The organism is Kitasatospora sp. NPDC048722, from assembly GCF_040650235.1.
GTDB lineage: Bacteria > Actinomycetota > Actinomycetes > Streptomycetales > Streptomycetaceae > Kitasatospora.
In genome coordinates, this window is sequence record NZ_JBEZGX010000071.1 from 1 (window position 1) to 21,761 (window position 21,761).

Sequence of the window (21,761 nt, forward strand, 5' to 3'; positions counted from 1 at the left end):
CCGGCCCCGCCCGCCGGGGGGGGCCGCCCCCCCGCGGCCCCCCACCCCGGGGGCCGGAAGGACACTCCCCGGCTCCGACGGCGGAGCCGGTGCCTCACGGGAGTCGCATGAAGACGTCCTGGAGCGCGCTGGTGTCCCCCGGCGCGAGGCTGCCGTCGTCGGCGTCGAGGATCACCGTGCCGCCCGGTGGCGTCCACGGAGGGGCTGGAGGCGGCCGTGTCGCTCTGCCGGCCGTCGCGGGTGAGGCTGATCCGCTCGATCGTCCCGGTCCACAGGTCGCGGCGGAACACGTCGCCGGCGTCGTCGGTGTCGCCGGGGACGACGCCGAGGGTCCCGATGGCTTCGTCCAGACCGCCTGCCGCTGTCGAGTGCCGCCCTGAACCGTCTCGCCGACCTGATGCGCGGCCACCTGAAGAAGGTCGGCTCCAGGTGGCGGGCCCTGCCTGCCGGGACGATCGCCGGCATCGTGCCGGCCGTGTACACCAGGCCCGCGACCTGCGACGTCATGGTGCACGCGGCTCAGTGGGTTCGTGTGCCAACTAGTGTGATGGTGTGTGGCACGCCGCTGTTGGAGCAATCGGGGCACAAGGGCCGTCCGGTCGTCACGCTGTGTCTGTTGACCGCGCTCCGGACCAGGGACGCCACCGCTGGACGGGTCGCGTGATCCAGCACCCCGAAGCCTCACCTCAAGCCATCACATCGGGAGACACCAGTGATCAGACACCACGCCCCAGGCCATCCCGTCGCCGAAGGAAAGGCAGGCGTCCACGCTCGTGCGCGGTGGTGGCAGGCCGGGGTCGTGGCAGGGGTGTGCGTGGCGCTGGCCGGTACCGGGTTGGTCCCCGCGACCGCCGCGGCAACGGGGTCCGCTCCGGCCACCACCCCGGTGCGGACCCGAGGAACCGACCCGGTGTTCACCTTCGGCTTCACCGGCGCCCCGCAGAGCCTCACCATCCCGGCCCAGGCGGTGGTCACGATCACCGCCGACGGCGCGGGTGGCGCCGACAACACCGGCACCCCCTGTTCCGTCACGGGGACGGGCGGGACGGGGGCGCGGGTCGTCACCACTCTCCCGCAGACCACCGCCCCGACGACGGTCACCGTCAACGTCGGCGGCACGGGCGGCAAGGGCTGCAACGGCACGGGTACGGGGGGTGCCGGCGGGTTCAACGGCGGCGCTTCAGGTGGGGGCATCTCGGCCACCGGTTTCCGGGCCGAAGGGCCGGGTGGAGGCGGGGCATCCAGCGTCAGCGTGGGCTCCTTCCTGGTGGTCGCCGGGGGCGGCGGTGCCGCCGGGGGTACCGGAGGCGGCCTGAGGGGTGGGAACGGGGGCAACGGCGGGACGACGCCCGATGCCACCGGCGGTACTGCGGGAAGCGCCACCGGCCCCGGGGCCGCGGCAGGGAACGGCGGGGGCGGCGGCAGCACCAGCACGACCACGGGTGGCGCGGGCGGGGCCGCCGGCGCCGTCGCGTTCTGCAGCGCCACGCCGGGTGGGCCGGGAGGCGGGTTCGCCGGTACCACGATCGGCACCGGCGGCAACGGCGGATCGATCGACGGCGGCTGTGCCGCCACTGTCACCGGTGCGGGCGGTGGCGGTGGCGGCGGGTACTTCGCCGGCGGGGGTGGCGGCAGCGGTGCCGTCAACAACACCGGCACCTCGGCAAGTGGCGGCGGTGGCGGTGGGGGAAGCAGCTTCGCCACCCCGTCGGGCACCGGGACGACCTATGCGGCCTCGACGGTCGGGACGGCCAACAACAACGGCCAGGTGATCATCAGCTACACCGTGGGCTTGCCGGTCACCACGACCTTGACCGCGATGCCCCGGACCACCCGGACCGGCTTGCCGGTCGTGCTCAGCGACATCGTCTGCCCCAGCGGGGGCTCCACGACCAGGCCCACCGGAACCGTCACGTTCACCGACACCACCACCGGGACGATCCTCGGCAGGGGACCCCTGTTCGTCTCCCTCGGCAGGTGCGCCGCCGCCGGGACGGTCACCGTCTTCCGCACCGCCGGCACCCACACCATCACCGCCGTCTACAGCGGCGACTCGGTGTACCAGGACAACAGTGCCAACCCCGAGACCATCACCGTGACGGTGAACCCCTGATCAGAACGTCGCAGCAGCACCGAGGGCGCACCCTCGTCAACCGCAACAGGCACTGCTGCCGGCGCAGGTGACAGCGTGATACCGGGCGGGGCTCGCGAGGACTAATCGCGGGCTCCGCCTCCTTCGCGCCCGAGGCCGGCCCCGAGCTCACCGACACGGAGCGCACCCGTCCTCCCCATGGCGGGGTCAGCCCGTGGCGCGGGGCTGATCGAGCTCGGTCCGGTAGAGCTGCTTGTGCCCGCGCGCCTCCGGCCCGGCAGCGAGCCGCTCCGCCTCGTGGGACGCGCGGCAGTCCTGGAAAGGCGGCTGCGACATGGCGATGAGGGACACCAAGGAGTAGCAACGCCGGCGGTGCGGAGGGCCGTCGAGGGTGATCGCCGATCGACGCCTCCGCCTACAGCGCGAGCATCGCCGCGGCGACCTCGCCGGCCGTCGCGTCGGGGATCGCAGTGGCGGCCTCTTCCAGCACGAGCAGTCGCGCGCCGGGGATCTCGCGCGCGAGCGCCTCGCCGTTGCCGACCGGGAAGAACGGGTCGCGACGGCCGTGCACCACCAGCGCCGGGACGGCGATCTCGCCGAGGCGCTCGCGCCAGCGCGGCGTGCAGTCGAGCCTGGCGAACACCATGCCCAGCTGGTTGGCCATCTGGACCGCGGGCGCCGTGTCCGGCGTGCGGTCGAAGATGCGCTCGGCCCTCGTGCGGGCCGCGGCGGGGTCGTCGCCGCGGATCGCGGCGCCGGCGGCGGCGTACTCCGCCACGGCGGCGCGGTCGGACCAGTCGGGCAGGGCGAGCGCGAACCGCCGCTCCCTCGTCGCCGGGTCGTGGTCGGGCAGGTCGTCGTCGACCGGGCCCGGGGCGACGGGCCGGGTCCCGACGAGGGTGAGCGCCGAGAACGCCTTCGGGTGGTCGAGCGCGGCGACCTGGGCGACCATCCCGCCGACGCCGATGCCCGCCAGGTGCGCCGGCCGGTCGTCGAGGCCGCGGGCGAGCGCGGCGGCGTCGGCGGCGAGGTCGCGCAGCGTGTACGCCGGCGCCTCGGGGTCGACGGTCGTGGACGCGCCGGAGTCGCGCAGGTCGTAGCGCACGACGTGACGTCCGCCGCGGGCGAGCGCGTGGCAGAGCGCGTCGGGCCAGGAGAGCATGGTCGTGCCGCCCACGAGCAGCACCAGCGGCGCCGCCGCATCGCCGAAGTGCTCGACCCCGAGCGTCACGCCCCCGGGCGTGCGGAACGAGCGGACCGTCGAATGCATCGTCAACCTCCGGTACGGGTGCGGGACCGCGGGCCACGCTACCCGCGCTTCGGTCGTGTTCAGGCGGTCACGGTTCAGGCGGCCGTGGTGATCGCCCGGGTGACGGCCGTGATCGCCGGGGTGGGGCGGCCGGGCAGGCGGGCCACGAGCACCCGGCGGATCTCGGCGGGCGCGCCGTCGACGTGCAGCAGGCTCACCCCGGGCGGCAGCAGCGGCGCGAGCCGGGACGGCACGGTCGTCACTCCGAAGCCGCCGGCGACCAGCTGGAGTTTCGTCAGCCAGTCGCGCGCGGAGTGGACGACGCGCGGCCGTCCCGGCAGGCCGGGCCAGACACCGAGCAGCGGCTCGGAACTCGACGACGGGGTGGCGATCCAGCCGGCGTGGACCAGCTCGTCGACCTGGACCGTGCTGCGTCCGGCGAACTCCCCGGTCGACGGCACCGCCACGACGAGCTCGGTGTCCGCGACGGTCTCGACGTGCAGGCGCGGGGACTCCCCGTCGAAGGCCCGGTGGGGCGGGCGGGACGTCAGTACGGCGAGGTCGAGTGAGCCCGCGCGCAGTGCCCGGACCAGGGCGGGCGTGGTGCCCTCGCGCGTGGTGACCGTGATCCGCGGGTCGGCTGCCGCGAGGTGGGCGAGTGCCGCGGGCAGGATCGCCGCGCCCGCGCTCAGGAACACCCCGAGCCGCACGACCTCGGTGCGCGGGACGGTGCCGGTGAGCTCGCGCTCGGCCGCCGCGAGCGAGGCCAGGACCGTGTGGGCGTGCCGCAGCAGGGTCAGGCCGGCGGGGGTGAGCCGCACCCCGTCCGGGCGGCGTTCGAACAGGGTGGTGCCCGCGCTGCGTTCGAGGGCGGCGGCCTGGCGGGAGACGGCCGACTGCGTGTAGCCGAGGAGGGCGGCCGCCGCGGTGAAGCTGCCCGACTCGGCGATCTGCCGCAGGACCCGTAGTCCCGTGCTGGAGATGTCCATGCGGCCTACGCATACCACGGATGCCGATCCGTCGCTTCCCGCATGCTCACCCGACTCCTAGGGTCGATCCCAAGAGCACGGACGAGCACGGACGAGTACGGACGGACACGGAGGTCATGACGTGCGAGCAGCAGTTCTCACGCGGTTCGGCGCGCCGCTCACGGTTCGGGAGGTGCCCGACCCCGGGGCCGGCGGTGGTGAGGTGGTGGTCGAGGTCCTCGCCGCCTCCGTGGCGCCCTACGCCGCCGAGGTCTTCGACGGCCGGCGGAAGTACCCCCTCGTCCCGCCCGTGGTGCCCGGCACCGGAGGCGTGGGGCGGATCGTCCACGTCGGCCCGGACGCCACCCGGCTGCGCGTCGGCGACCTGGTGTGGTGCGACTCGACGGTTCGCTCGCGGGACGACGCCCTGACGCCCGACATCGCGCTCCAGGGCTGGAGTTCGCGCGGCGAGGGCGGTGCGCGCCTCGCCCACCACCTGCACGACGGCTCGTTCGCCGAGCTCATGCGGGTCCCGACGGAGAACGCCTACCCGCTGCCCGCCGCGGCGGGGGAGGACCCGGCCCGCTGGGCCGCGCTCGGCGTGCACGTCATCCCGTACGGCGGGCTGCTGGCCGGCGGCCTCGCGGCCGGCGAGACGCTGCTCGTCAGCGGAGCCACCGGCAACCTCGGCAGCAGCGCGGTGGCGGTCGCGCTCGCGATGGGAGCGGGCCGCGTGATCGCCCCGGGCCGCAACCGGGCCGCGCTCGCCCTGCTGGCCGACCGCTTCGGTCCGCGGCTGAGCCCGGTCCGGCTGACCGGGGACGGGACCGCCGACCGCGCGGCGATGTCGGCGGCGGCCGACGGCCCGATCGACATGGTGCTCGACCTGCTCCCGCCGAGCGCCCCCAGCTCGGCGTCCCGCGCGGCGGCGACGACCGTGCGCGAGTACGGCCGCGTCGTCCTCATGGGCGGCGTCGGCATGCTCGGTGGGGAGGACCTCGCACTCCCGTACCCGTGGATCATGCGCAACTCGATCACCGTGCGCGGGCAGTGGATGTACCCGCGCACGGCCAACGTCGGCATCATCCGGCTCCTCGCCTCGGGCACCCTGGACCTCGCCCCGGAGCGCGTCCGGTCGTTCACCCTCGACGCCGTCAACGACGCCGTCGCGTACGCCGCCGCCCACGGCGGCCCGTTCGACCGCACCAGCCTCGTCCCACGGGCCTGCTGACACGTCGTCGGTCTGACGGCAGGCGAAGGACCTGACGATGCTGTCGCAAATCCGCCAGCCGCAAGCCGGCTTCCGCTGCTGGAATACCGGTCATGACCTCACAGCACGACAGCGCAGAGCTGTTCCACGCCCTTCACGACGCCGCCGCCCCACTCGCCCTGGCCAATGCGTGGGACGCCGCGAGCGCACGCCTGGTCGAGGCGGCGGGGGCCCGGGCCGTCGCCACCACGAGTGCCGGTGTCGCCTGGGGACTCGGGGCCGCGGACGGCAACCGGCTCGACCGGGAGCAGGCCGTCGCGTTGATCGGCCGCGTGGTGGACGCGGTGTCCGTCCCGGTCACCGCCGACATCGAGAGCGGGTTCGGCGCCACCCCCGCCGAGGTCGCCGACACGGTCGCCCGGGTGATCGGCGTCGGGGCCGTCGGGATCAACATCGAGGACGGATTCCCGGTCGACGGCCAGGTGGTGCGGCCGGTCGCCGACCAGTGCGGGCGGCTCGCCGCCGCGCGCGCCGCGGCCGACGAGGCCGGCGTCCGGCTCTACGTCAACGCCCGGGTCGACACGTACCTCTTCGGCGCCGGCCCGGAGGAAACCCGCCTCCAGGAGACCCTCGACCGCGCCCGCGCCTACCTCGACGCCGGGGCCAGCGGCATCTTCGTACCCGGCGTCACCGACGTCGACGTGGTCGCCGCTCTCGCCGCCGGAATCCCGGCCCCGCTGAACATCCTGGCCGGGCCTGGCGCCCCCTCCGTGGCGGAGCTGTCGAAGCTGGGCGTCGCCCGGGTCAGCCTCGGCTCCGCGGTCGCCGAGGCGGCGTACGCGGTCGTCCGGCGCGTGGCGGCGGAACTGGCCGCCACCGGCACGTACACGGGCCTGACGGACGCCGTCGACTACGGCGAGTTCAATGCCCTGATGCGCGACTGAGGGGACGTCACGGTGTGCTTGCCACTAATGACGCGGACAGTGTCCGGGCGTACGCACCGGAGGCCCGCCTCACGGCGGACGCCGGGCCGCCCCGGGGAGCGAGGAGCACGCCGCGCTGACGCGCTTGTGCGAGCTCGCGTCGGATGGCGTCGGGTCTGTGCGACGACGGTCCCTGTCGGTAACCGGGGCGGAGCTACTGCGCGGGGACCCAGCCCGGGAGGGTCGGCAGGACCGTCTCGGCGACCCGGCGCACGTCGGTGTCGTCGGGGGTGCTGCCGTCCTGCCGGAAGACGGCGAACTGGTAGGCCCGGCCGCCGGGGTCCCTGGGGTTCTTCGCGACGGTCAGGTTCCGGGTGACGGGGCCCTGCTTGTCGTGGCTGCCGAAGAGCACGAGCGCGTGGCCCGAGGAGGTCACCGCGGGGTGGCCGAGGACGGTGACGCGCTCGGTGTGCGGGCTGTCGCCCATGGACGAGACGTCCCACGGGGTGTCGGCGACGGCGACGACGGTGTGCTCCAGACGTACCTCCGCCACCGCGAGCCCGTCCGAGAGTCCGGGGGCGGCGTTCGACACGTGGTCGTTCGGGGTGCCGAGCAGGGTCGGCAGGTCGGGGCGGTTGAGGGCAGCGCAAAGGGCCGTGTACTCCGGCGGGTCGTTGGGCCCGGGCCCGCTGCAGACCGCCTGCGTCCGGTGCTGCTTGAGGACGCCCGTCGCCCAGAGGCCGGCCGTGGTGACGGTGGCCAGCAGGACGACGCCGCATATGACCAACAGGACGCGGGTCATCTTGTCGGGGCCGGTGCTGTTCCCGATCGTGGTCTCGGTCTCGGTCTCGGTCTCGGTACCGGTTTCCATCGGTGGGTCCCCTTTCTCGGGAAGCTCGTTCTCGACCGCTCGGGGGCCCGTGAACGGAGATGATCTTACGTCGCCGTACCCGTTCGGCGTGCACGACTTCTGCCGGCAACAGCTCGCTGACCTGCGCAGTCGCGGACGGGGGGCCTTCACCTGCGGAGCCGGTCCGGCTCTCCCGGGCCTGACGGCCGTGACGGTACGGCTGAACTCCCCGGACCGGCCGGCTCGGCGGGCGGACACCGGGCGCCACCCGCCGCGAGCGTGCCCCGGCACCCGGCACCCGGCGCCCGGTGGTCGAGCGTCCGGTCGTCATCGTCGAGATCCGCCCGGCCAGGCGTGGCTCGGGCACCCGGAGAGCCGGCTCAACGCCCTACCCCGGTCGGACAGGGCACACGACAGGGCGCACTGTAGCGCTCCGGGCCGGCACTCGTGCAACGGGTCGTCAACAGAATCCGCGGTTCTCCTCCCTCGCCGGACACCCGTGGTCGATCATGCAGGAGTGCCGAACGACGACGACCTGCCCACACCACCCGCACCCACCAGCTGGCCGGACCGCCACACACGGCACATCCTCCGCTGCGCACGCGAGTTGTCCCTGTGGGGATACGACTGGGCCGAGGGGATTCCCGACGCCCAGGACCTCGCGATCCTGCTGCGCCGGACCGCGGCTGAAGCCCGGAGTTCGCGGGTCAGCCGGTCGATGACCGAGGCCGGGGCGCTGCTCGGCGTGGCGGCGGCCGCGGCGGAAGCGGCCGCGAGGTGGGACCGGCCGGTGTGCGTCGCCTCCGTCCCCCTGTCCGCCTGGCACCTGCGCCGCGCCGCGGCGCACCTGGTGGCGGCCCGGGGGGTGCTGGCGGCCGGAGCCGCATCGACCGGCCCGACGTTCCTGCCGCCGCAGCGCGTGGCGCCGTGTGACGGCCCGGTGCCGGGACCACGCCAGAGCCGGTGACCGGCGGTCAACCTCCGGGCGCACCACCGTTGTCACCTGGGTGAGTGACGACCGGGGAGGTGAGCGGCCGGGATGACGACGGCCTGCCGTACCTGGTGGCGGTGACGGCCCGGAGGGCCGGCCCGGCGGTGGCCTGTCTGTCTGTCTGTCGGGGAGACCGGGGACGAGTCGGGTGCCCGCTGGTTGCGGGAGCTCGCCGTGGTGAGCGGTCGGCCGAGGTCGCGGGAGTGGCCCGTCGACTGGTCGTCGGCCGAGGCCCGACTCGGCACCGCCCTGCCCGCCGACTACCGGGAGCTGGCGGAGCACTTCGGTCCCGGCACGTTCGCCGACTTCCTCAACGTCCGTCTGCCCGGCCCGCCGTCCGGTTCCGACGTACCGTTCCCGGCTTTCCGGTGCCTCGTCGAGAAGGCCCGGCGTCTTGCCGAGCTCGCCGCCGAGCCCGGCATCGCCGACGTCTACTTCCCCCACCGGCTCCACCCCGCCCCCGGAGGGCTGTTGCAGTGGGCCGATTCCGAACGGGCCGACCAGTTCTACTGGCTCACGGAAGGCACAGACCCGAATCGGTGGCCCGTCATCGCCCGCAACGAGGACGGCGACCACCAGGCGCGGTTCGACGGCTCCACCACCGAGTTCATCCACCGGCTCCTGACCGACCGCCGGCACCCCTTCTCCATCTCGGAACTCCTCGACCACCCCGGCTTCGAGCCGTACGAAGCCCACGAGCCCTATGATCCGTTCGAGGACCGGCGTCTGCCGTAGGACGCTCGCCAACGCGGAGGAGCACCGGTATGAGGTTCGACGACCACCGTGTGGTCATCACCGCTGCCGGCCGCGACTTCGGACGCACCGTGGCCATCAGCCTCGCGGACCTCGGCGCCGAGGTCTTCCTCTCCGCGCGCACGCTCGGCGCCGCGGGACGCGTCCGCGACGAGATTCGCAGCCGAGGGCATCAGCAAGTCCACGCCTTCGCCTGCGACTTGACGGACCCGGCCTCGATCCGTGACTTCGCCGCCGACGTCGGCCGGCACACTGACCGCGTTGACGTGCTGATCAACAACGGCTCCCGCTACCTCCGGGGGCCGGACCTGCTGTCCGCCTCCGACGCCGACGTCGTCGACACCATCGCCTCCGGCGCCACCGGCACCGTCCTGACCGTGAAGAACTTCCTCCCCCTCCTCCTCGCCTCGGACAAGCCGGACGTGGTGAACATGGTCTCCGCCTGCGGAACGGCCGGTCATCACCGCTCGGAGGCGCACGACGCCTTCTACGCGGCCAAGAACGCCCAGGCGGGGTTCGCCGAGATCCTCTCCAAGCGGCTGCGGCCCCAGGGGGTTCGGGTGATCTCCCTCTACCCGCCGGACTTCGACAACCCCGATCCGATGTCCGAGGACTGGGAGAACACGCCGCGCGAGGCCAAGGACGCGCTGACCGCGCAGTCGCTCGTGGAGTGCATCCTCTTCGCCGTCGCCCAGCCGCGCGACTGCTTCATCAAGGCGTTCCACTTCGAGCAGGTCTGACTGCGTTCCCCGCGTGTGCGCCGTCGCGCGACGGTGGGGACGGCACCCGCCCTGGCCGGCAGCAGCGCAGCAGCACGATGCGTCGACCGACACGCAACCGGCATCTGCCGCCGGCCCCGGGTGCGGGCGGGTGCTCGGGAGGATCGTCCGCTCGCTGTCGTCCAGCGGGCTGAGCCCTGGCCGTCGGCGTGGTAGTGCTCCCACACCTCACGGACAGGCGCCACGTGCTGCTCGCCTGCCCGGTTCGCTACGAGCGGTCGGCGGCACGCAGCTGGGCGAGGGCGCGGTGGCCACGCTCGACGAGCTCCGGGTCCGGGACCGCTGGGTGTACGCCCGCTCGTCGAACCCGACCCGTTTCACGGCGTCACCCCGGTCTCCGGTGCGGCGGCGACGGAGGGTCCCAGGTGCCCCGCCCGAATCAGGTCGAGGACCTCGGCGGTGGGGCGCACGTCGGTGAAGGAGCGGTACAGGGTCAGCAGGGTGGCGTTGTGGACCTCGTCGCTGCGGGTCGCCGTTCCGTCGGCCACCACGACCACGCGCAGGCCCAGGGTGGCGGCGTCGCGCGCCGACCCGGCCACGCACACGTCGGTCAGGACCCCGCACACCAGCACGGTGTCGATGCCGCGCTCGGCCAGCAGGCCGGGAAGTGGGCAGAAGCCGGGGAAGAAGGCGCTGGACGCGTCCTTCTCGACGATCAGATCCTGGCCCTCGTCCACCGCGAACTCGGGCCGCAGGCGCCCGGGGAGCGGGCCGCTTCCGCCGGAGGTCCGGTACAGCTCCGCGACCCGGGCGCCGTAGAACTCCTCGCGGGCCGCCGTCGGCCCGCCGGCTCCCGGCAGCACCCAGGCCACGAGGCCGCCGGCGTGCCGCAGAGCGCCCGCCAGGGCCTGGATCTGCGGGATGACGCCGCGCGCGTACGGCCCGTCGAAGAACGGCACCATGTCGATCACCACGAGCGCGGTGCGGACCGGATCGAGCCGGGTGTAGGCGTGTCGGCGGCCGCGGCGCTCCTCCTGGCGCGCGTACTCGCGCTGCGGGATCGACCAGGCGTGCAGGCGGACGGGGGCGTCGGTGAGCGGCGGCACGGGCGGCTGACGGGTGACGATGGGCAGGCTCAAGGCCGGACTCCTTCGGGCTGGCGGGCGGCGGGGAGGAGGGAGCCGCGCTGCTCGGTGCGCCGATCCTGGCAGTGTCCGGGCCCGCGCGTGGGCGGATCCGCGTGCTTGTCATCAATTCAGGGCAACTCTGGTGTCGCACGGGCGAGTTGATGGACAAGACGGCTGCGGGTCCACACGTCGGCTGAACGAGCACCCCGGACCTGTCTTGCAAATGGCTTTCCGGCCCCGGCGACGCCGTGGTCGGTAGGTGCAGCGGTGGATCCAAACTGGGTTCCGATTTCGTTGGCTGTGCCGACCGCGTCAATTCGCGAGAATCTCCCGGAGGATTTTAAACATTCGCGGCGGTATTCAAATTTCCGGTCGCCCTTTCTACTCTCCGGATATGGCGAACGGCGTTTTCCACACCGCGTACGGCATCGAGATCAACCTGACCCTGCCCGACCTCGGACATCCCCACCGGCCCGGCCTGCTGGCGGAGATCACCGCTCCGATCGACAGGCGCGAGCGCGAGTTGCTGGAGTGCCTCGAGCATCACCGCGACGGCTATTGCCAGGCCGAGGAGGACGATCGTGCTCCCTGGATGACGATCCGTCGGAGAACGGTCGGCGGCCGCACCGCGTGGGTGGCCGCCCACCTGCCGGTGCGTCACACTCCCACCTCCGAGGAGAGCGCGAAGCGCGACGCGATGAAGGAACGCATCGCGCGCGCGGCGGAGCGCCACGGGCTGCACGCCGAGGTCGGGGCGCGGGCGGCCGACGGCCGGATCCGCACCGACGTCCTCGTCACCGGGGACTCGGGCCTGCGGATCGGCTGGGAGGCCCAGTACGCGCCCATCAGCGCCGAGACGGTGCGCCGCCGCTCCCGCACGGCCGCGGAGCACGGGATCGTCCCGCTGTGGGTGACCGACAGCGACCGGTCCGCCGCCGTCGAGCGGGCGCCGTGGGCCCGGGTCGACAACTTCGGCTGGCGGGAGATCGCCTCCTCGCTCGCGATGGTGGTCCGCGCGGGGGTGCGGCACCTGCAGCAGTGGAAGTGCCTGCCGAGCAGCGAGCGACCCTGCCCGGTCAACGGGAGCTTCTGCAACCGGTTCCACACCGGGTGGTACCTGCCGGCGCTGTGCCTGCCGGCCAAGCCGCCCACCGAGGTCGACGAGCTCGTCGTGGCCAGCGCCGACGGCGAGTTCGTGCCGATGCGGGTGCCGAGCCAGGGCGACCCGCGTTCGGTCTCACGGATGTGGGTGCCGGCGGCCGACCGGGACCGGTGGCACGAGGCCTTCGGTCCGGACGACGAGGGGGAAGGCGCCGTCGAGCAGCCTGCCCCGGACGCCGGCATCACCTACACCCGCCAGGCGCTCGACCCGACCTGCCGCTACGGCGAGGAGACCTTCACCTTCGACGATCCCCGCCCCCGGCGCGGGAACTCCGCGGGCACCGGCCTGCACACGCTCGACGAGGTCCCCGAGAGGCTGTTCAGAGTGCCCCGTCAGGAGCGCAGGCTCGTCGTGACCGAGCCCCAGCGCGAAGCCGCCGCCGTCGCGCACGGTTGCGAGGTGTGGCAGGTCGGCCCGTGCGCGGGGTGCGGGTCGCCGATCCACCGCTACGGCGCCCGCGGCGTCCACGCGTGCGCGGGGTGCCGGACACGCGTGGCGGGGCGGTGACGGCCCGGGCCGCGCCGACGCCGCCACCGCACGCCCGGGGCGCGTCGCACCGAACGCGCGCCGCCCCCGGCCCCCAACGCGCGGCGGAACGGGGGCGAACCGGCACACCGGCGTCCACTGAAGGGGAGGAGCCCCGGCCAGGGGCCGCGTCCTGCTGGACGTGAACGGTGGCCTCGGCTACACCGTCGACGTCCGCGGGAAGTCCGTACTCCCGCGCGGAGATGCGCGCCGCGATCGACCGCTTCACCGCCGCCGTGACACCCGGCTCGTGACACCCGGCTCGTGCCGCCGACCGGTCCGCCGCAGGACCGCCCCGCGATCGCGATCGGGTACCCGCCGACGAACGCGAGCCGGCTGACCGGCGACGCCGCCACCGAGCGGACGTACCTCCGGCTGGCCGCCGAGATCGCCGGAACGCCGGTGACCGCGACCGTCGAGGGCACGGCGGGCCGCTGCCCGGCGGCCGCCACGCCGACGGCGCGCCCCCTGCTACGAAGGTGCAGAGGCAGCTGTGGCAAGGCCTCGTTGTGCACGCTCCGGCCGCGTGCAGCGCGTCGCGCGACCGGTTGTCGGACCCGTCACCCGACCAGCCCCGCTCCCTCCGGTGCCAGCAGACGGCGCAGGGCGGTCGGGGTGTGGCCGAGGTGGCGGCGGAGCGTGCGGGTGAGGTGAGCCTGGTCGGCGTAGCCGAGGTCGGCGGCGAGGGCGCTGAGGCTGGTCTCGCCGGCCTCCAGCCGGTCGAGGGCGAGGCCGATCCGGACGCGGTGGCGGTAGTGGGTCACCGAGACGCCGAGTTCGCGCGGGAAGGCGCGGCTCAGCCGGTAGGGGGAGGCGCCGAGGAGGTCGGCGAGGGAGAAGAGGGTGGCGGAGGCGGGGTGTTCCGTCGCGATCGCCTCGCGGGCCGCCGCCACCAGGGATCGGTCGCGAGCGGAAGGTGGGGCGCCGGACGGCGTCGGGCCGGGCACCGTCCGCTCGACGGCGGTCGCGAGGAGGGCCAGCAGTTCCTCGGCGAGCGCGTAGTCGACGTCCCCCGACCGTGCGGTGACGAGCAGACGGCGGTGGGCCAGGTCGAGCGTCGGATCGACGTAGACCGTCCGCGCGGTGGGCCGCGAGCCGGCCAGGGAGCGCCAGAGCGCCGGCGTGACGCTGATCGACGTGCAGTGGTCGCCGCCGGCCGGGTGGGCGAATCCCTCCTCCTCACCAGGGGCGCCGAGGTAGGCGAGGCTCGGGTCGAGGTCGGCGGCCACCCCGGCGGCCCGCCGCCGGAATCGGCCGCGGCGCACCAGCACCAGGCGGTGGTCGGCGCGGACCTCGGGAGTCGACCAGCGGGTGTGGTCGCTGCGGCAGGCGACCGCGCTGATCTCGAAGTCGGGCCGGACGGCGAGGGGTTCGGCGGAGAGCACGGTCCGTACCGTACGCGGCGGGTCCGACAGTGCCGTGCCCGCAAGGATGTTCAAGACCCGGGTGGGGCGGCCGGGGGAGGCTCCCGTCACCGGAACCCGTGGGGCTTCCGGCCGTCCACGATCTCAGGAGTCCGCTCATGGCCGTTCTCGAACAGCTCGCCACCGTGGTCGTCGACTGCGCCGACCCGGTCGCACTCGCCGCCTTCTACCAGAAGGCCACCGGGTGGGAACCCACCCACAGTGACCAGGATTTCGTCGCACTCGGCGCGGGCGGGCCGGGGCCGGGGCCGGCCTTCGTCCGCGTCCAGGGCCACCGGGCGCCGCAGTGGCCCGCGGGGGGCAAACAGCTGCACCTCGACTTCACCGTCCCCGCTCTGGACCGCGCGGTCGACGAGCTGCTCGCCCTCGGGGCCACCCGACCCGTCTTCCAGCCGGGCGAGGGCCGGTGGGTCGTCCTCGTCGACCCCCAGGGCAACCCCATCTGCCTGATCCCCGCCGCCCCCGTTGCCAACTGACCGTCCGATAGAGAAGGCGAGCCACTCATGGCCACTGTTCATCGAACCGTTTCGATCGATGCCGACCCCGAGGAGGTCTGGGCCGCGATCCGCGACTGGGGCGGGGTCCACCGCAGGCTCGCCCCGGGTTTCGTCGTCGACACCCGGGTCGAGGGCGACGTCCGGGTGGTGACCTTCGCCGACGGCACGGTGGTGCACGAGCTCATCGTGTCGCTGGACGACGACGACCGGCGCATCGCCTACGCGGTGGTCGGAGGTTCCCTGGAAGTCGTCCACCACCACGCCTCCATGCAGGTGTTCGCCGAAGCCGGCGGTCGCAGCCGCTTCGTCTGGATCACCGACGTGCGGCCGCACGGCCTGGCGGAGCCCATCGCCGCCATGGTGGACCAGGGGCTCCAGGTGATCCGACGGACCCTGGACGCGGTGGCCGCCCCCGCTTCCTGACGCGGACGAGACCTCGCGCCCGGCCACGCCGGGGTGGGAGGACCCGTCCACGTCAGGGCCGTCCCGGCCGGCCCGAACCCCGGCCGGCCGGGACGGCCCTGTCTGGTCCGCCCACACCTGCCGGACATCCTGCCCGGATCGGCCGGCCGCCACCGCTCGGTGACGGACGCTGCTGCGGACGGAAGCCGGGGCAAGGGCCCCGGCCTACAGCGGCAGGCGCAGCACGAAGCGGGCGCCGGCGGGGGAGTCGGCGAGGTCGAGGGTGCCGTGGTGGCGGGTGGCCAGGTCGCGGGCGATGGCGAGGCCGAGGCCGGCGCCGCCGGAGTCGCGGGAGCGGGCCTCGTCGAGGCGGGTGAAGGGTGCGAAGACGTGCTCGCGGTCGGCTGCGGGGATCCCCGGGCCGTCGTCCAGGACCTCGACGACGGCCCAGTGGCCGTCCGGGTCGTGGTCCTCGGCGAGTGTGACGGCGACCTCGTCGACGCCGTGGCGCAGCGCGTTCTCCAGGAGGTTGCGCAGCAGGCGGTGGAGCTGGGCGGCGTTGCCGGGGACGGACAGCACGGCGCAGTCGCCGGAGTCGACGCTGATCCGCCCGGTCCCGCCGGGGAGTTCGGCGGCGACGTCGCGGACGAGGTCGGTGAGTTCGACGCGGGTGCGGTGGGTCGGCGCGTCGCCGGGTGGGCGGGCGAGCAGGAGGAGGTCGTCGGCGAGCTGCTGGAGGCGGACGGTGTCGGCGCGGGCGGAGCGGACGACTTCGGGCCAGTCGCTGCGGTCGGGGTGGGCGAGGGCGACCTCCAGTGACGTCCGCAGGCCGGCGAGCGGGCTGCGGAGCTCGTGGGAGGCGTCGGCGACGAAGCGGCGCTGGGCGGTGACCGCGTGGTCCAGCTGTTCGAGCGTGTGGTTGGTGGTCGTGGCGAGGTGGGCGATCTCGTCCGCGGTGGGCGGGACGGGGACCCGCCGGTGGAGGTGGTGGGCGGTGACGGAGGCCATCTGGGTGCGGATCGCCTCCACCCGGCGCATGGCCCGTGCGGTGACCACCCAGGCGATGGCGGCCACCAGCAGGACGGCGACGGGGCCGGCTGCGAGGAGCATGCGCTGGACGGCGGCTTCGACGCGTTCCGCCTCCCACGGTGGCACGAGCAGGTAGGCCGTGACGGTGCGCTCGCCCCGGTCGGGCTCGCCGAAGCCGGACTGGAGGGAGAAACCGTCGATCCCGCCGGCGCTCTGCCCGTAGAGGGGCAGGGTGCGGTGGGCCAGGCGGCCGGCGGAGCCGTCGGCGGGCGCGCCGAGTGCCAGGGTGCGGGAGGCCTGCTCGCCCTCGGGCAGCGGCGTGAGCTGGGCGGCGACCTGGGCGCGGAAGGGTTCCAGGTCGGGGCTGACCTCCAGGAGCCGGCCGGAGTCGAGGACCAGCGCGTAGCTGCGGTCGCCGCCGAGCAGTCCGCTCGCCGGGACGTGGCCGGTGCGCATGTCGGCGACGGCCACGTCCAGCCGGGCCTGGGCGGCGGCCTTCGCGTCGGCCAGCTGGGAGTCGTAGAGGCCGTGACTGAGCCAGAAGGCGCCCGCGGTGAAGGCGGCCGCGGCGGCGAGGCCGGCGGCCGCCGCCGAGCGGGCGCGCAGCGAGCGCAGGACGCCCACCCGCTCGGGGTGGTCGCCGGGGTCGGTCCTCCTGCGGCGGAGCACGTTCCTAGCCACGGGCGTCCAGCCGGTAGCCGCTGCCGCGGACGGTGACGATGGAGCTCCGGCCGAAGGGCGTGTCGATCTTGCGCCGCAGGGCGCTGATGTACACCTCGACGATGTTCGGGTCGCCCTCGAAGCCGTTCTCCCACACCTGGTCGAGGATGGCGGTCTTGGCGACGACCTCGCCCGGGCGCTCCGCCAGGCACTCCAGGACGGCGAACTCGCGAGGGGTCAGCTCGACCGGGGTCCCGGCACGGCGGCAGGAGTGGTCGGCGGGGTCGAGGACCAGGTCCCCGGCGGTCAGCTCCGGCCGGCGTCCTGCGCCCCCTCGGCGGACCAGGGCGCGCAGCCGGGCGACCAGGACCGGGTAGGAGAAGGGCTTGGCGAGGTAGTCGTCGGCGCCGGTGTCCAGGGCCTCGATCTCGTCGTACTCGCCGTCCTTGGCGGTGAGCATGAGGATCGGCGTGGTGACGCCCTCCTGGCGCAGCCGGGCGCAGACCCGGTAGCCGTTGAGGCCCGGGAGCATGACGTCCAGGACGATGACCCGGTAGTCGTTCAGACGCGCGTACCAGAGGCCGGAGCGGCCGTCGTTGACGACGTCCACCGTGTAGCCCTCGGCCCGCAGCCCGTCCCGGAGGGCCTCGGCCATCCGGGACTCGTCCTCCACCACCAGTACGCGCATGCGTTCCAGCATGTCACGAGGGGTGTGCGGGTTCCTGAAGGTGCTTTCAGGCTCGTTCAGCGGATCCTCAGCGGGCGGACCGGAGGCTGGCGGCGTGCCTACGTCGGGCAGCCGTCGCCGGCAGTCGTGGCGCGGCCCGCGAAACCACGAGGTGCCCCGTGACCTTGACCCTGCCTGCGGCCGAGACCGTCGCGCCGCCCACGACGCGTACGACCCGAAGGCCGCCCAAGCCGCTCATGCTGCCCACGGCGCTCATGCCGCCCACGGGGCCTTCGACGCGACCGCGGAGGCCGTCCGCGTCCCGGGCGGCCGCCGCGCTGCCCTGGGCGCTCGCCGCGACCCTGTTCGCCGCGTACACCGCCCTGTCCGTCTCCCGCCATCTGCACCTGCGCACGACCGGCTTCGACCTCGGAATCTTCGAGCAGGCCGTGCGCGCGTACGCCCACGGACGGGCGCCGGTCTCCGAACTCAAGGGGCCGGGCTTCCACCTGCTCGGGGACCACTTCCACCCGATCCTCGCCACCCTCGCGCCGTTCTACCGGCTCTTCCCCTCGCCGCTCACCCTCCTGGTCGCACAGGCGGCACTGCTCGCGGTCTCGGTCGTCCCGGTGACCCGGGTGGCGGCGCGGGCGGTGGGACCGTGGGCGGGCGCGGGCGTCGGGACGGCGTACGGGCTGTCGGTCGGCCTCCAGCAGGCGGTCGTCTTCGACTTCCACGAGGTCGTGTTCGCGGTGCCGCTGCTGGCCTTCGCCCTGGAACGGCTGACACTGCGCGCGTGGGCGGCAGCGGCCGGGTGGGCACTGCCGCTGCTGCTGGTGAAGGAGGACCTGGGGGCCACGGTCGCGGCCGTCGGCTGCTGCCTGTTCCTCCACGGCCGCCGCGCACTCGGTGCGGGCCTCGCCGCGCTCGCCGTCCTGACCCTCGCCCTGGTGGTGCTCGTCGTCGTCCCCGGGCTCAACCCCGACGGCGTCTACCCGTACCTGTCCAGCGTGGACGGGCCGTCCGGCGATCCGGTGGCCAGGCTCCTGTTGCCGGGCCAGAAGTGGGTCACACTGGTCGTGCTGCTCGCTCCCACGGCCTTCCTGGCCCTGCGGTCCCCGCTCCTGCTGCTCGCGGTGCCGACGGTGGCCTGGCGGTTCTGGTCCACCAACCCCGCGTACTGGGGCACCTCGTTCCACTACAGCGCGGCACTGATGCCGATCGTCTTCATCGCCTTCGCCGACGCCCTCACCCGGCCGTGCGCCGGAGGCCGCCTGCCCCGGTGGACCGTGCGCTGCCTGGTCGGCGCCGCACTCGCGGTGACCGCGGCCACCCTGCCCGCCCAGCCCCTCGGTGCACTCGGCCGGCCGGCCACCTGGCAGTCCGACGCGTCGGCCGACACCGTCCGGGATGTCCTGCGCCGGATCCCGGACGGCGCCCGGGTCGCCGCCGCCAACGGGCTCGCCCCCCAACTGACCGCCCGCGCCGAGGTCTACCTCTTCCCCCGCCACCCCGGCGGGGCCGGCGTGAGGCCCGAGTGGGTCGCCGCGTACGACCGGCCGCAGGACGGGCTCTTCCCCGCGCGCCAGGAGGCCGACGCCGTTCGCGCGCTCGCTTCCGCCGGTTACGCCCCGGTCCGCAGCGGCGGTGGCATCACCGTCTATCGCCTCGGTGGGGAGGGGGTGTGAAGAAGTGTGATGATCCGTCAATCACGGTCTTCTCGCCGAACTTTGAAGATCATGAACATGTTATCTTCTCTGTCGCCAAGATCATCTGACTTGGCGTCACATGGTTCATTGAGGAGAAACTGTGTCTTTCGCAGCACGGGGGAAGCGCACCATGGCAGCGGTCGGCCTCGCGGTCGCGGTCGCCATCGGCGGCGCGACGCTGGCCACGCCCGCCTACGCCGACGACGTCTACGGCCACTGCACCGGGGACGGTGTCCGCCTCCGCGCCAACCCGAGCACCTCGGGCGCGGTCCTCGGCCTCTGCTACACCGGCCAGCGCCTGGCGCACCGCGACGTGTCCGGTGACGGTCAGTGGGACCTGGTCTACGACGTCGACAGCGGCGTCACCGGTTGGATGTCGCACGGCTACTTCAGCTGGTGACACGTCCCGCTGAGGGACCGATGAAGATGTAGGGAGAGGCCGCCCCGTCCCGTGTGGCAGGGCGGCCTCCTCCCGTTCGGGCGCGGACGGGGGCGGGGTCGGGCGCCGGGCCCGGCTTCGGCAGTGTCACCGGATCGTCACGCCCGCTGCCGGACCGGCAGAGCGGCCCTCGCCGCCTGCGAAGCGGCGCTCGCCCTCGTTCACGTCCCCCTCAGAGTCAGCGGGGGCTGAGAAGGCAGAACTCGTTGCCCTCCGGGTCGGCCAGGATCCTCCAGGAGATCTCGGACTGGTCGATGCCGGGGTCGGTGGCACCCAGGGCGCGCAGCCGGGCCTCCTCCGCCGCCGGGTCGTCACCGCGGTAGGGCCTGACGTCGAGGTGGACGCGGTTCCACCCGCTCTTGGTGTCGGGGGTGCGGATGAACTCCAGGTAGGGGCCGACGCCTTGGGAGGAGCGCATCGTCGCGTGGTCGTCGGCGACCTCGTGCAGCGTCCAGTCCATCGCCTCGCCCCAGAACCGCGCCATCCCGCGCGGGTCGGCGCAGTCGACCACCACCGCGGCGATCGGCCCGGTGTCCCGGTAGACCTCGCGGGGTTCCAGGACGCAGAACTCGTTGCCCTCGGGGTCGGCCATGACCGTCCAGGGGACGTCGCCCTGACCCACGTCGGCGAGCGTCGCGCCGAGGTCCTTCAGGCGCGCGACCAGCTCGGCCTGATGGGCGGTCGAGGTGGTGGCCAGGTCGAGGTGGACCCGGTTCTTCGCCGTCTTGGGCTCCGGGCGGGCGATGATGTCGATGCAGACGGCCGTGGGGTCGGGGTAGGCGAAGCCGAGGGGTTCGAGGTTGGTCACGCCGGGCGCCTCGTGGTCGAGACCCCAGCCGAGCGCCTCCGCCCAGAAGCGGCCGAGCGCGGAGTCGTCATGGGCCTTCATGTTGATCTGCACGAGTCGTGTTGCCATGGTGCAGATCCTAGGAGCAGCCGCAGGCCGACGGCATCCGATTTCGATCGGCGCAGCAGGTGTTCCGGCTGGCCAGGGAGCCGGGCTGTGGCTCGCCGGGGGCGGTTGGTTCGTGGCCATGGTCAAGATCGGCACGGACAACGTGCTCGGCGTGAGCCTGCGCCAGCGGATGACCCCCGACGACCTCCTCGGCCGGATGAACGCCACCTTCCGCTTCCTGCTGACGGGAGCCCTCGCCGTCGGCGCCGCGGTTGCCGGGGCGATCGGCCAACTGGTGGGCGTGCAGCCGGCGCTGTGGGTGGGCGGCGCTCTGATCGTGACGACCTTCGTGCCGGTCCACCTCGCCCCGCTCCGCCGCCGCCGCGACCTTCCGCCGCAGTCCGAGCCGGTCGACCGGAACGCGAGCCGCGCGGCCGACTCCCTGGCCGCGTGCCGAAAGGGCGGTGGTTGACCTCGCGACGGGGTTGAGCGGCGGGAGGCCGGCAGATCGTGCCCGGGAACGTCCACCAGCCGTCCGGCGCGAACGCGACGAGAACGTCGGCCGTGGCTGCGGCACATTTGTGGTTTCCGCCAGTACGACGTCCCGGTGGCCGGACGCGAGACTTCCCGGCAGGAGCTTCGGACCGGACAGAGGACCGAGGCCGAGAACGGACGGGGAGCATGATGACCGGTCAGCTGTACGACGAGATCGGCGAGGCGTTCGAGGGCTTCAAGACCCTTCCGCTGATGCGTTACGGGGAGGTGCCCGGTTTCCTCGCCCTGGTGGGCGACGTGACCGGCAAGTCGGTTCTGGACCTGGCCTCCGGGACCGGTTTCTACAGCCGGGAGTTCAAGCGCCGGGGCGCGTCCCGCGTCCTCGGCGTCGACATCTCCTCCGAGATGGTCGGCGTGGCCCGGGCCATGGAGGGCAAGGATCCGCTGGGCGTGGCGTACGAGGTCGGTGACGTCGCCGAACTTCCCCTCTACGAGCAGCCGTTCGACCTCGCGGTCGCGGTCCAGTGTTTCAACTACGCCGACGGCGTCGCCACCGTCGAGCGGATGTGCCGCAACATCCACCGCAGCCTCGCGGACGGGGCCGGGTTCTTCGCCTTCGTGCAGCACCCGGACTACCGGTTCGACGGGCCGTCCCTGGCCAAGTACGGTTTCCTGTGCGAATCGCTCGGCGAGGTGACCGAGATCGGGCCGCGGGTGAGGATCACCGCGCTCCTCGACCCGCCGATCTCCTTCGTCGCGAACCCGCCCAGCCGCGAGACCTACGAACGGTCGCTGCACGCGGCCGGATTCAAGGACATCACCTGGGTGCCCCTGGAGATCTCCGAGGCCGGCGTGCGCGAGTACGGCGAGGACTTCTGGGCCGACTACGTCGCCAACCCGCCGCTGACGATGCTGCGGTGCCACGCCTGACGCCGTGCCGCGAGGCGCCCGGTCCCCGGATCGACCGGGGACCGG

22 protein-coding genes are annotated in these 21,761 nt (G+C 73.8%); 13 read left to right on the forward strand and 9 right to left on the reverse strand.

The genetic code is table 11. The annotated features are described in order from the left end of the window. The first annotated feature begins 910 nt into the window (after positions 1–910). On the forward strand, positions 911–2,113 hold the full coding sequence (locus AB0C76_RS35285; protein ID WP_359973555.1) for an Ig-like domain repeat protein: 1,203 nt from the start codon (positions 911–913) through the stop codon (positions 2,111–2,113). Positions 2,114–2,299: 186 nt separating this feature from the next. Here the strand turns inward: AB0C76_RS35285 and AB0C76_RS35290 are convergent, their stop codons facing one another. The 3 genes from AB0C76_RS35290 to AB0C76_RS35300 all read right to left on the reverse strand — a co-directional run bounded on the left by AB0C76_RS35290 (position 2,300) and on the right by AB0C76_RS35300 (position 4,330). Next, on the reverse strand, positions 2,300–2,428 hold the full coding sequence (locus tag AB0C76_RS35290) for a hypothetical protein (protein ID WP_359973557.1): 129 nt from the start codon (positions 2,426–2,428) through the stop codon (positions 2,300–2,302). Between the two features lie 79 nt (positions 2,429–2,507). Next, positions 2,508–3,362: an alpha/beta hydrolase gene (locus AB0C76_RS35295; protein ID WP_359973559.1), complete on the reverse strand. Its 855-nt coding sequence runs from the start codon at positions 3,360–3,362 to the stop codon at positions 2,508–2,510. Between the two features lie 74 nt (positions 3,363–3,436). Continuing rightward, positions 3,437–4,330, reverse strand: a complete 894-nt coding sequence (locus tag AB0C76_RS35300; RefSeq protein ID WP_359973561.1) for a LysR family transcriptional regulator — start codon at positions 4,328–4,330, stop codon at positions 3,437–3,439. Between the two features lie 121 nt (positions 4,331–4,451). Here AB0C76_RS35300 and AB0C76_RS35305 point away from each other — a divergent pair, with 121 nt between their 5' ends. Both AB0C76_RS35305 and AB0C76_RS35310 read left to right on the forward strand, forming a co-directional pair. Next, on the forward strand, positions 4,452–5,540 hold the full coding sequence (locus AB0C76_RS35305) for an alcohol dehydrogenase catalytic domain-containing protein (RefSeq protein WP_359973563.1): 1,089 nt from the start codon (positions 4,452–4,454) through the stop codon (positions 5,538–5,540). Positions 5,541–5,632: 92 nt separating this feature from the next. Then, the gene (locus AB0C76_RS35310; protein WP_359973565.1) at positions 5,633–6,463 is read left to right on the forward strand and encodes an isocitrate lyase/phosphoenolpyruvate mutase family protein; all 831 of its coding nucleotides are present in this window, start codon (positions 5,633–5,635) and stop codon (positions 6,461–6,463) included. A gap of 193 nt (positions 6,464–6,656) precedes the next feature. Here AB0C76_RS35310 and AB0C76_RS35315 read toward each other — a convergent pair whose 3' ends face one another. Then, complete coding sequence (locus tag AB0C76_RS35315; RefSeq protein ID WP_359973567.1) at positions 6,657–7,313, reverse strand: DUF6215 domain-containing protein; 657 nt, start codon at positions 7,311–7,313, stop codon at positions 6,657–6,659. A 496-nt stretch (positions 7,314–7,809) separates the two neighbouring features. Here AB0C76_RS35315 and AB0C76_RS35320 point away from each other — a divergent pair, with 496 nt between their 5' ends. From AB0C76_RS35320 to AB0C76_RS35330, 3 genes are all read left to right on the forward strand, one after another. Continuing rightward, positions 7,810–8,259 carry a hypothetical protein gene (locus AB0C76_RS35320; protein WP_359973569.1) on the forward strand — a complete coding sequence of 150 codons (450 nt, stop codon included), beginning with the start codon at positions 7,810–7,812 and terminating at the stop codon, positions 8,257–8,259. 201 nt (positions 8,260–8,460) lie between these two features. After that, the gene (locus tag AB0C76_RS35325; protein WP_359973571.1) at positions 8,461–9,018 is read left to right on the forward strand and encodes an SMI1/KNR4 family protein; all 558 of its coding nucleotides are present in this window, start codon (positions 8,461–8,463) and stop codon (positions 9,016–9,018) included. A 29-nt stretch (positions 9,019–9,047) separates the two neighbouring features. Continuing rightward, the gene (locus AB0C76_RS35330; protein ID WP_359973573.1) at positions 9,048–9,776 is read left to right on the forward strand and encodes an SDR family oxidoreductase; all 729 of its coding nucleotides are present in this window, start codon (positions 9,048–9,050) and stop codon (positions 9,774–9,776) included. 356 nt (positions 9,777–10,132) lie between these two features. Here AB0C76_RS35330 and AB0C76_RS35335 read toward each other — a convergent pair whose 3' ends face one another. Continuing rightward, entirely contained in the window at positions 10,133–10,894 is a 762-nt protein-coding gene (locus tag AB0C76_RS35335) for an isochorismatase family cysteine hydrolase (RefSeq protein ID WP_359973575.1), read from the reverse strand. A gap of 382 nt (positions 10,895–11,276) precedes the next feature. On the opposite strand from AB0C76_RS35335, the gene AB0C76_RS35340 reads away from it, so the two are divergent. Beyond that, positions 11,277–12,551, forward strand: coding sequence for a hypothetical protein (locus AB0C76_RS35340; protein WP_359973577.1), 1,275 nt, complete (start codon positions 11,277–11,279; stop codon positions 12,549–12,551). Positions 12,552–13,129: 578 nt separating this feature from the next. Here AB0C76_RS35340 and AB0C76_RS35345 read toward each other — a convergent pair. Next, a complete protein-coding gene (locus AB0C76_RS35345; RefSeq protein WP_359973579.1) occupies positions 13,130–13,954 on the reverse strand; it encodes an AraC family transcriptional regulator in 825 nt (274 codons plus the stop codon). Between the two features lie 137 nt (positions 13,955–14,091). Between AB0C76_RS35345 and AB0C76_RS35350 the strand changes: the two genes are divergently transcribed. Together AB0C76_RS35350 and AB0C76_RS35355 are read left to right on the forward strand one after the other, a co-directional pair. Then, a complete protein-coding gene (locus AB0C76_RS35350; RefSeq protein ID WP_359973581.1) occupies positions 14,092–14,469 on the forward strand; it encodes a VOC family protein in 378 nt (125 codons plus the stop codon). Positions 14,470–14,496: 27 nt separating this feature from the next. Continuing rightward, the gene (locus AB0C76_RS35355; protein WP_359973583.1) at positions 14,497–14,913 is read left to right on the forward strand and encodes an SRPBCC family protein; all 417 of its coding nucleotides are present in this window, start codon (positions 14,497–14,499) and stop codon (positions 14,911–14,913) included. A gap of 204 nt (positions 14,914–15,117) precedes the next feature. On the opposite strand, the gene AB0C76_RS35360 is transcribed toward AB0C76_RS35355, so the two are convergent. Both AB0C76_RS35360 and AB0C76_RS35365 read right to left on the reverse strand, forming a co-directional pair. Then, positions 15,118–16,602: a HAMP domain-containing sensor histidine kinase gene (locus AB0C76_RS35360; protein ID WP_359973585.1), complete on the reverse strand. Its 1,485-nt coding sequence runs from the start codon at positions 16,600–16,602 to the stop codon at positions 15,118–15,120. After that, positions 16,595–17,269 carry a response regulator transcription factor gene (locus AB0C76_RS35365; protein WP_359973587.1) on the reverse strand — a complete coding sequence of 225 codons (675 nt, stop codon included), beginning with the start codon at positions 17,267–17,269 and terminating at the stop codon, positions 16,595–16,597. The genes AB0C76_RS35360 and AB0C76_RS35365 overlap by 8 nt, the downstream gene beginning before the upstream one ends. A gap of 158 nt (positions 17,270–17,427) precedes the next feature. Between AB0C76_RS35365 and AB0C76_RS35370 the strand changes: the two genes are divergently transcribed. Further along, positions 17,428–18,936: a DUF2079 domain-containing protein gene (locus AB0C76_RS35370; RefSeq protein ID WP_359973589.1), complete on the forward strand. Its 1,509-nt coding sequence runs from the start codon at positions 17,428–17,430 to the stop codon at positions 18,934–18,936. A 151-nt stretch (positions 18,937–19,087) separates the two neighbouring features. After that, entirely contained in the window at positions 19,088–19,357 is a 270-nt protein-coding gene (locus tag AB0C76_RS35375; RefSeq protein WP_359973591.1) for an SH3 domain-containing protein, read from the forward strand. Between the two features lie 217 nt (positions 19,358–19,574). Here AB0C76_RS35375 and AB0C76_RS35380 read toward each other — a convergent pair whose 3' ends face one another. Then, a complete protein-coding gene (locus AB0C76_RS35380) occupies positions 19,575–20,312 on the reverse strand; it encodes a VOC family protein (protein WP_359973593.1) in 738 nt (245 codons plus the stop codon). 118 nt (positions 20,313–20,430) lie between these two features. Here AB0C76_RS35380 and AB0C76_RS35385 point away from each other — a divergent pair, with 118 nt between their 5' ends. Then, positions 20,431–20,763, forward strand: coding sequence for a hypothetical protein (locus tag AB0C76_RS35385; RefSeq protein ID WP_359973595.1), 333 nt, complete (start codon positions 20,431–20,433; stop codon positions 20,761–20,763). A 209-nt stretch (positions 20,764–20,972) separates the two neighbouring features. After that, positions 20,973–21,716: a class I SAM-dependent methyltransferase gene (locus AB0C76_RS35390; RefSeq protein ID WP_359973597.1), complete on the forward strand. Its 744-nt coding sequence runs from the start codon at positions 20,973–20,975 to the stop codon at positions 21,714–21,716. Positions 21,717–21,761 lie beyond the last annotated feature (45 nt).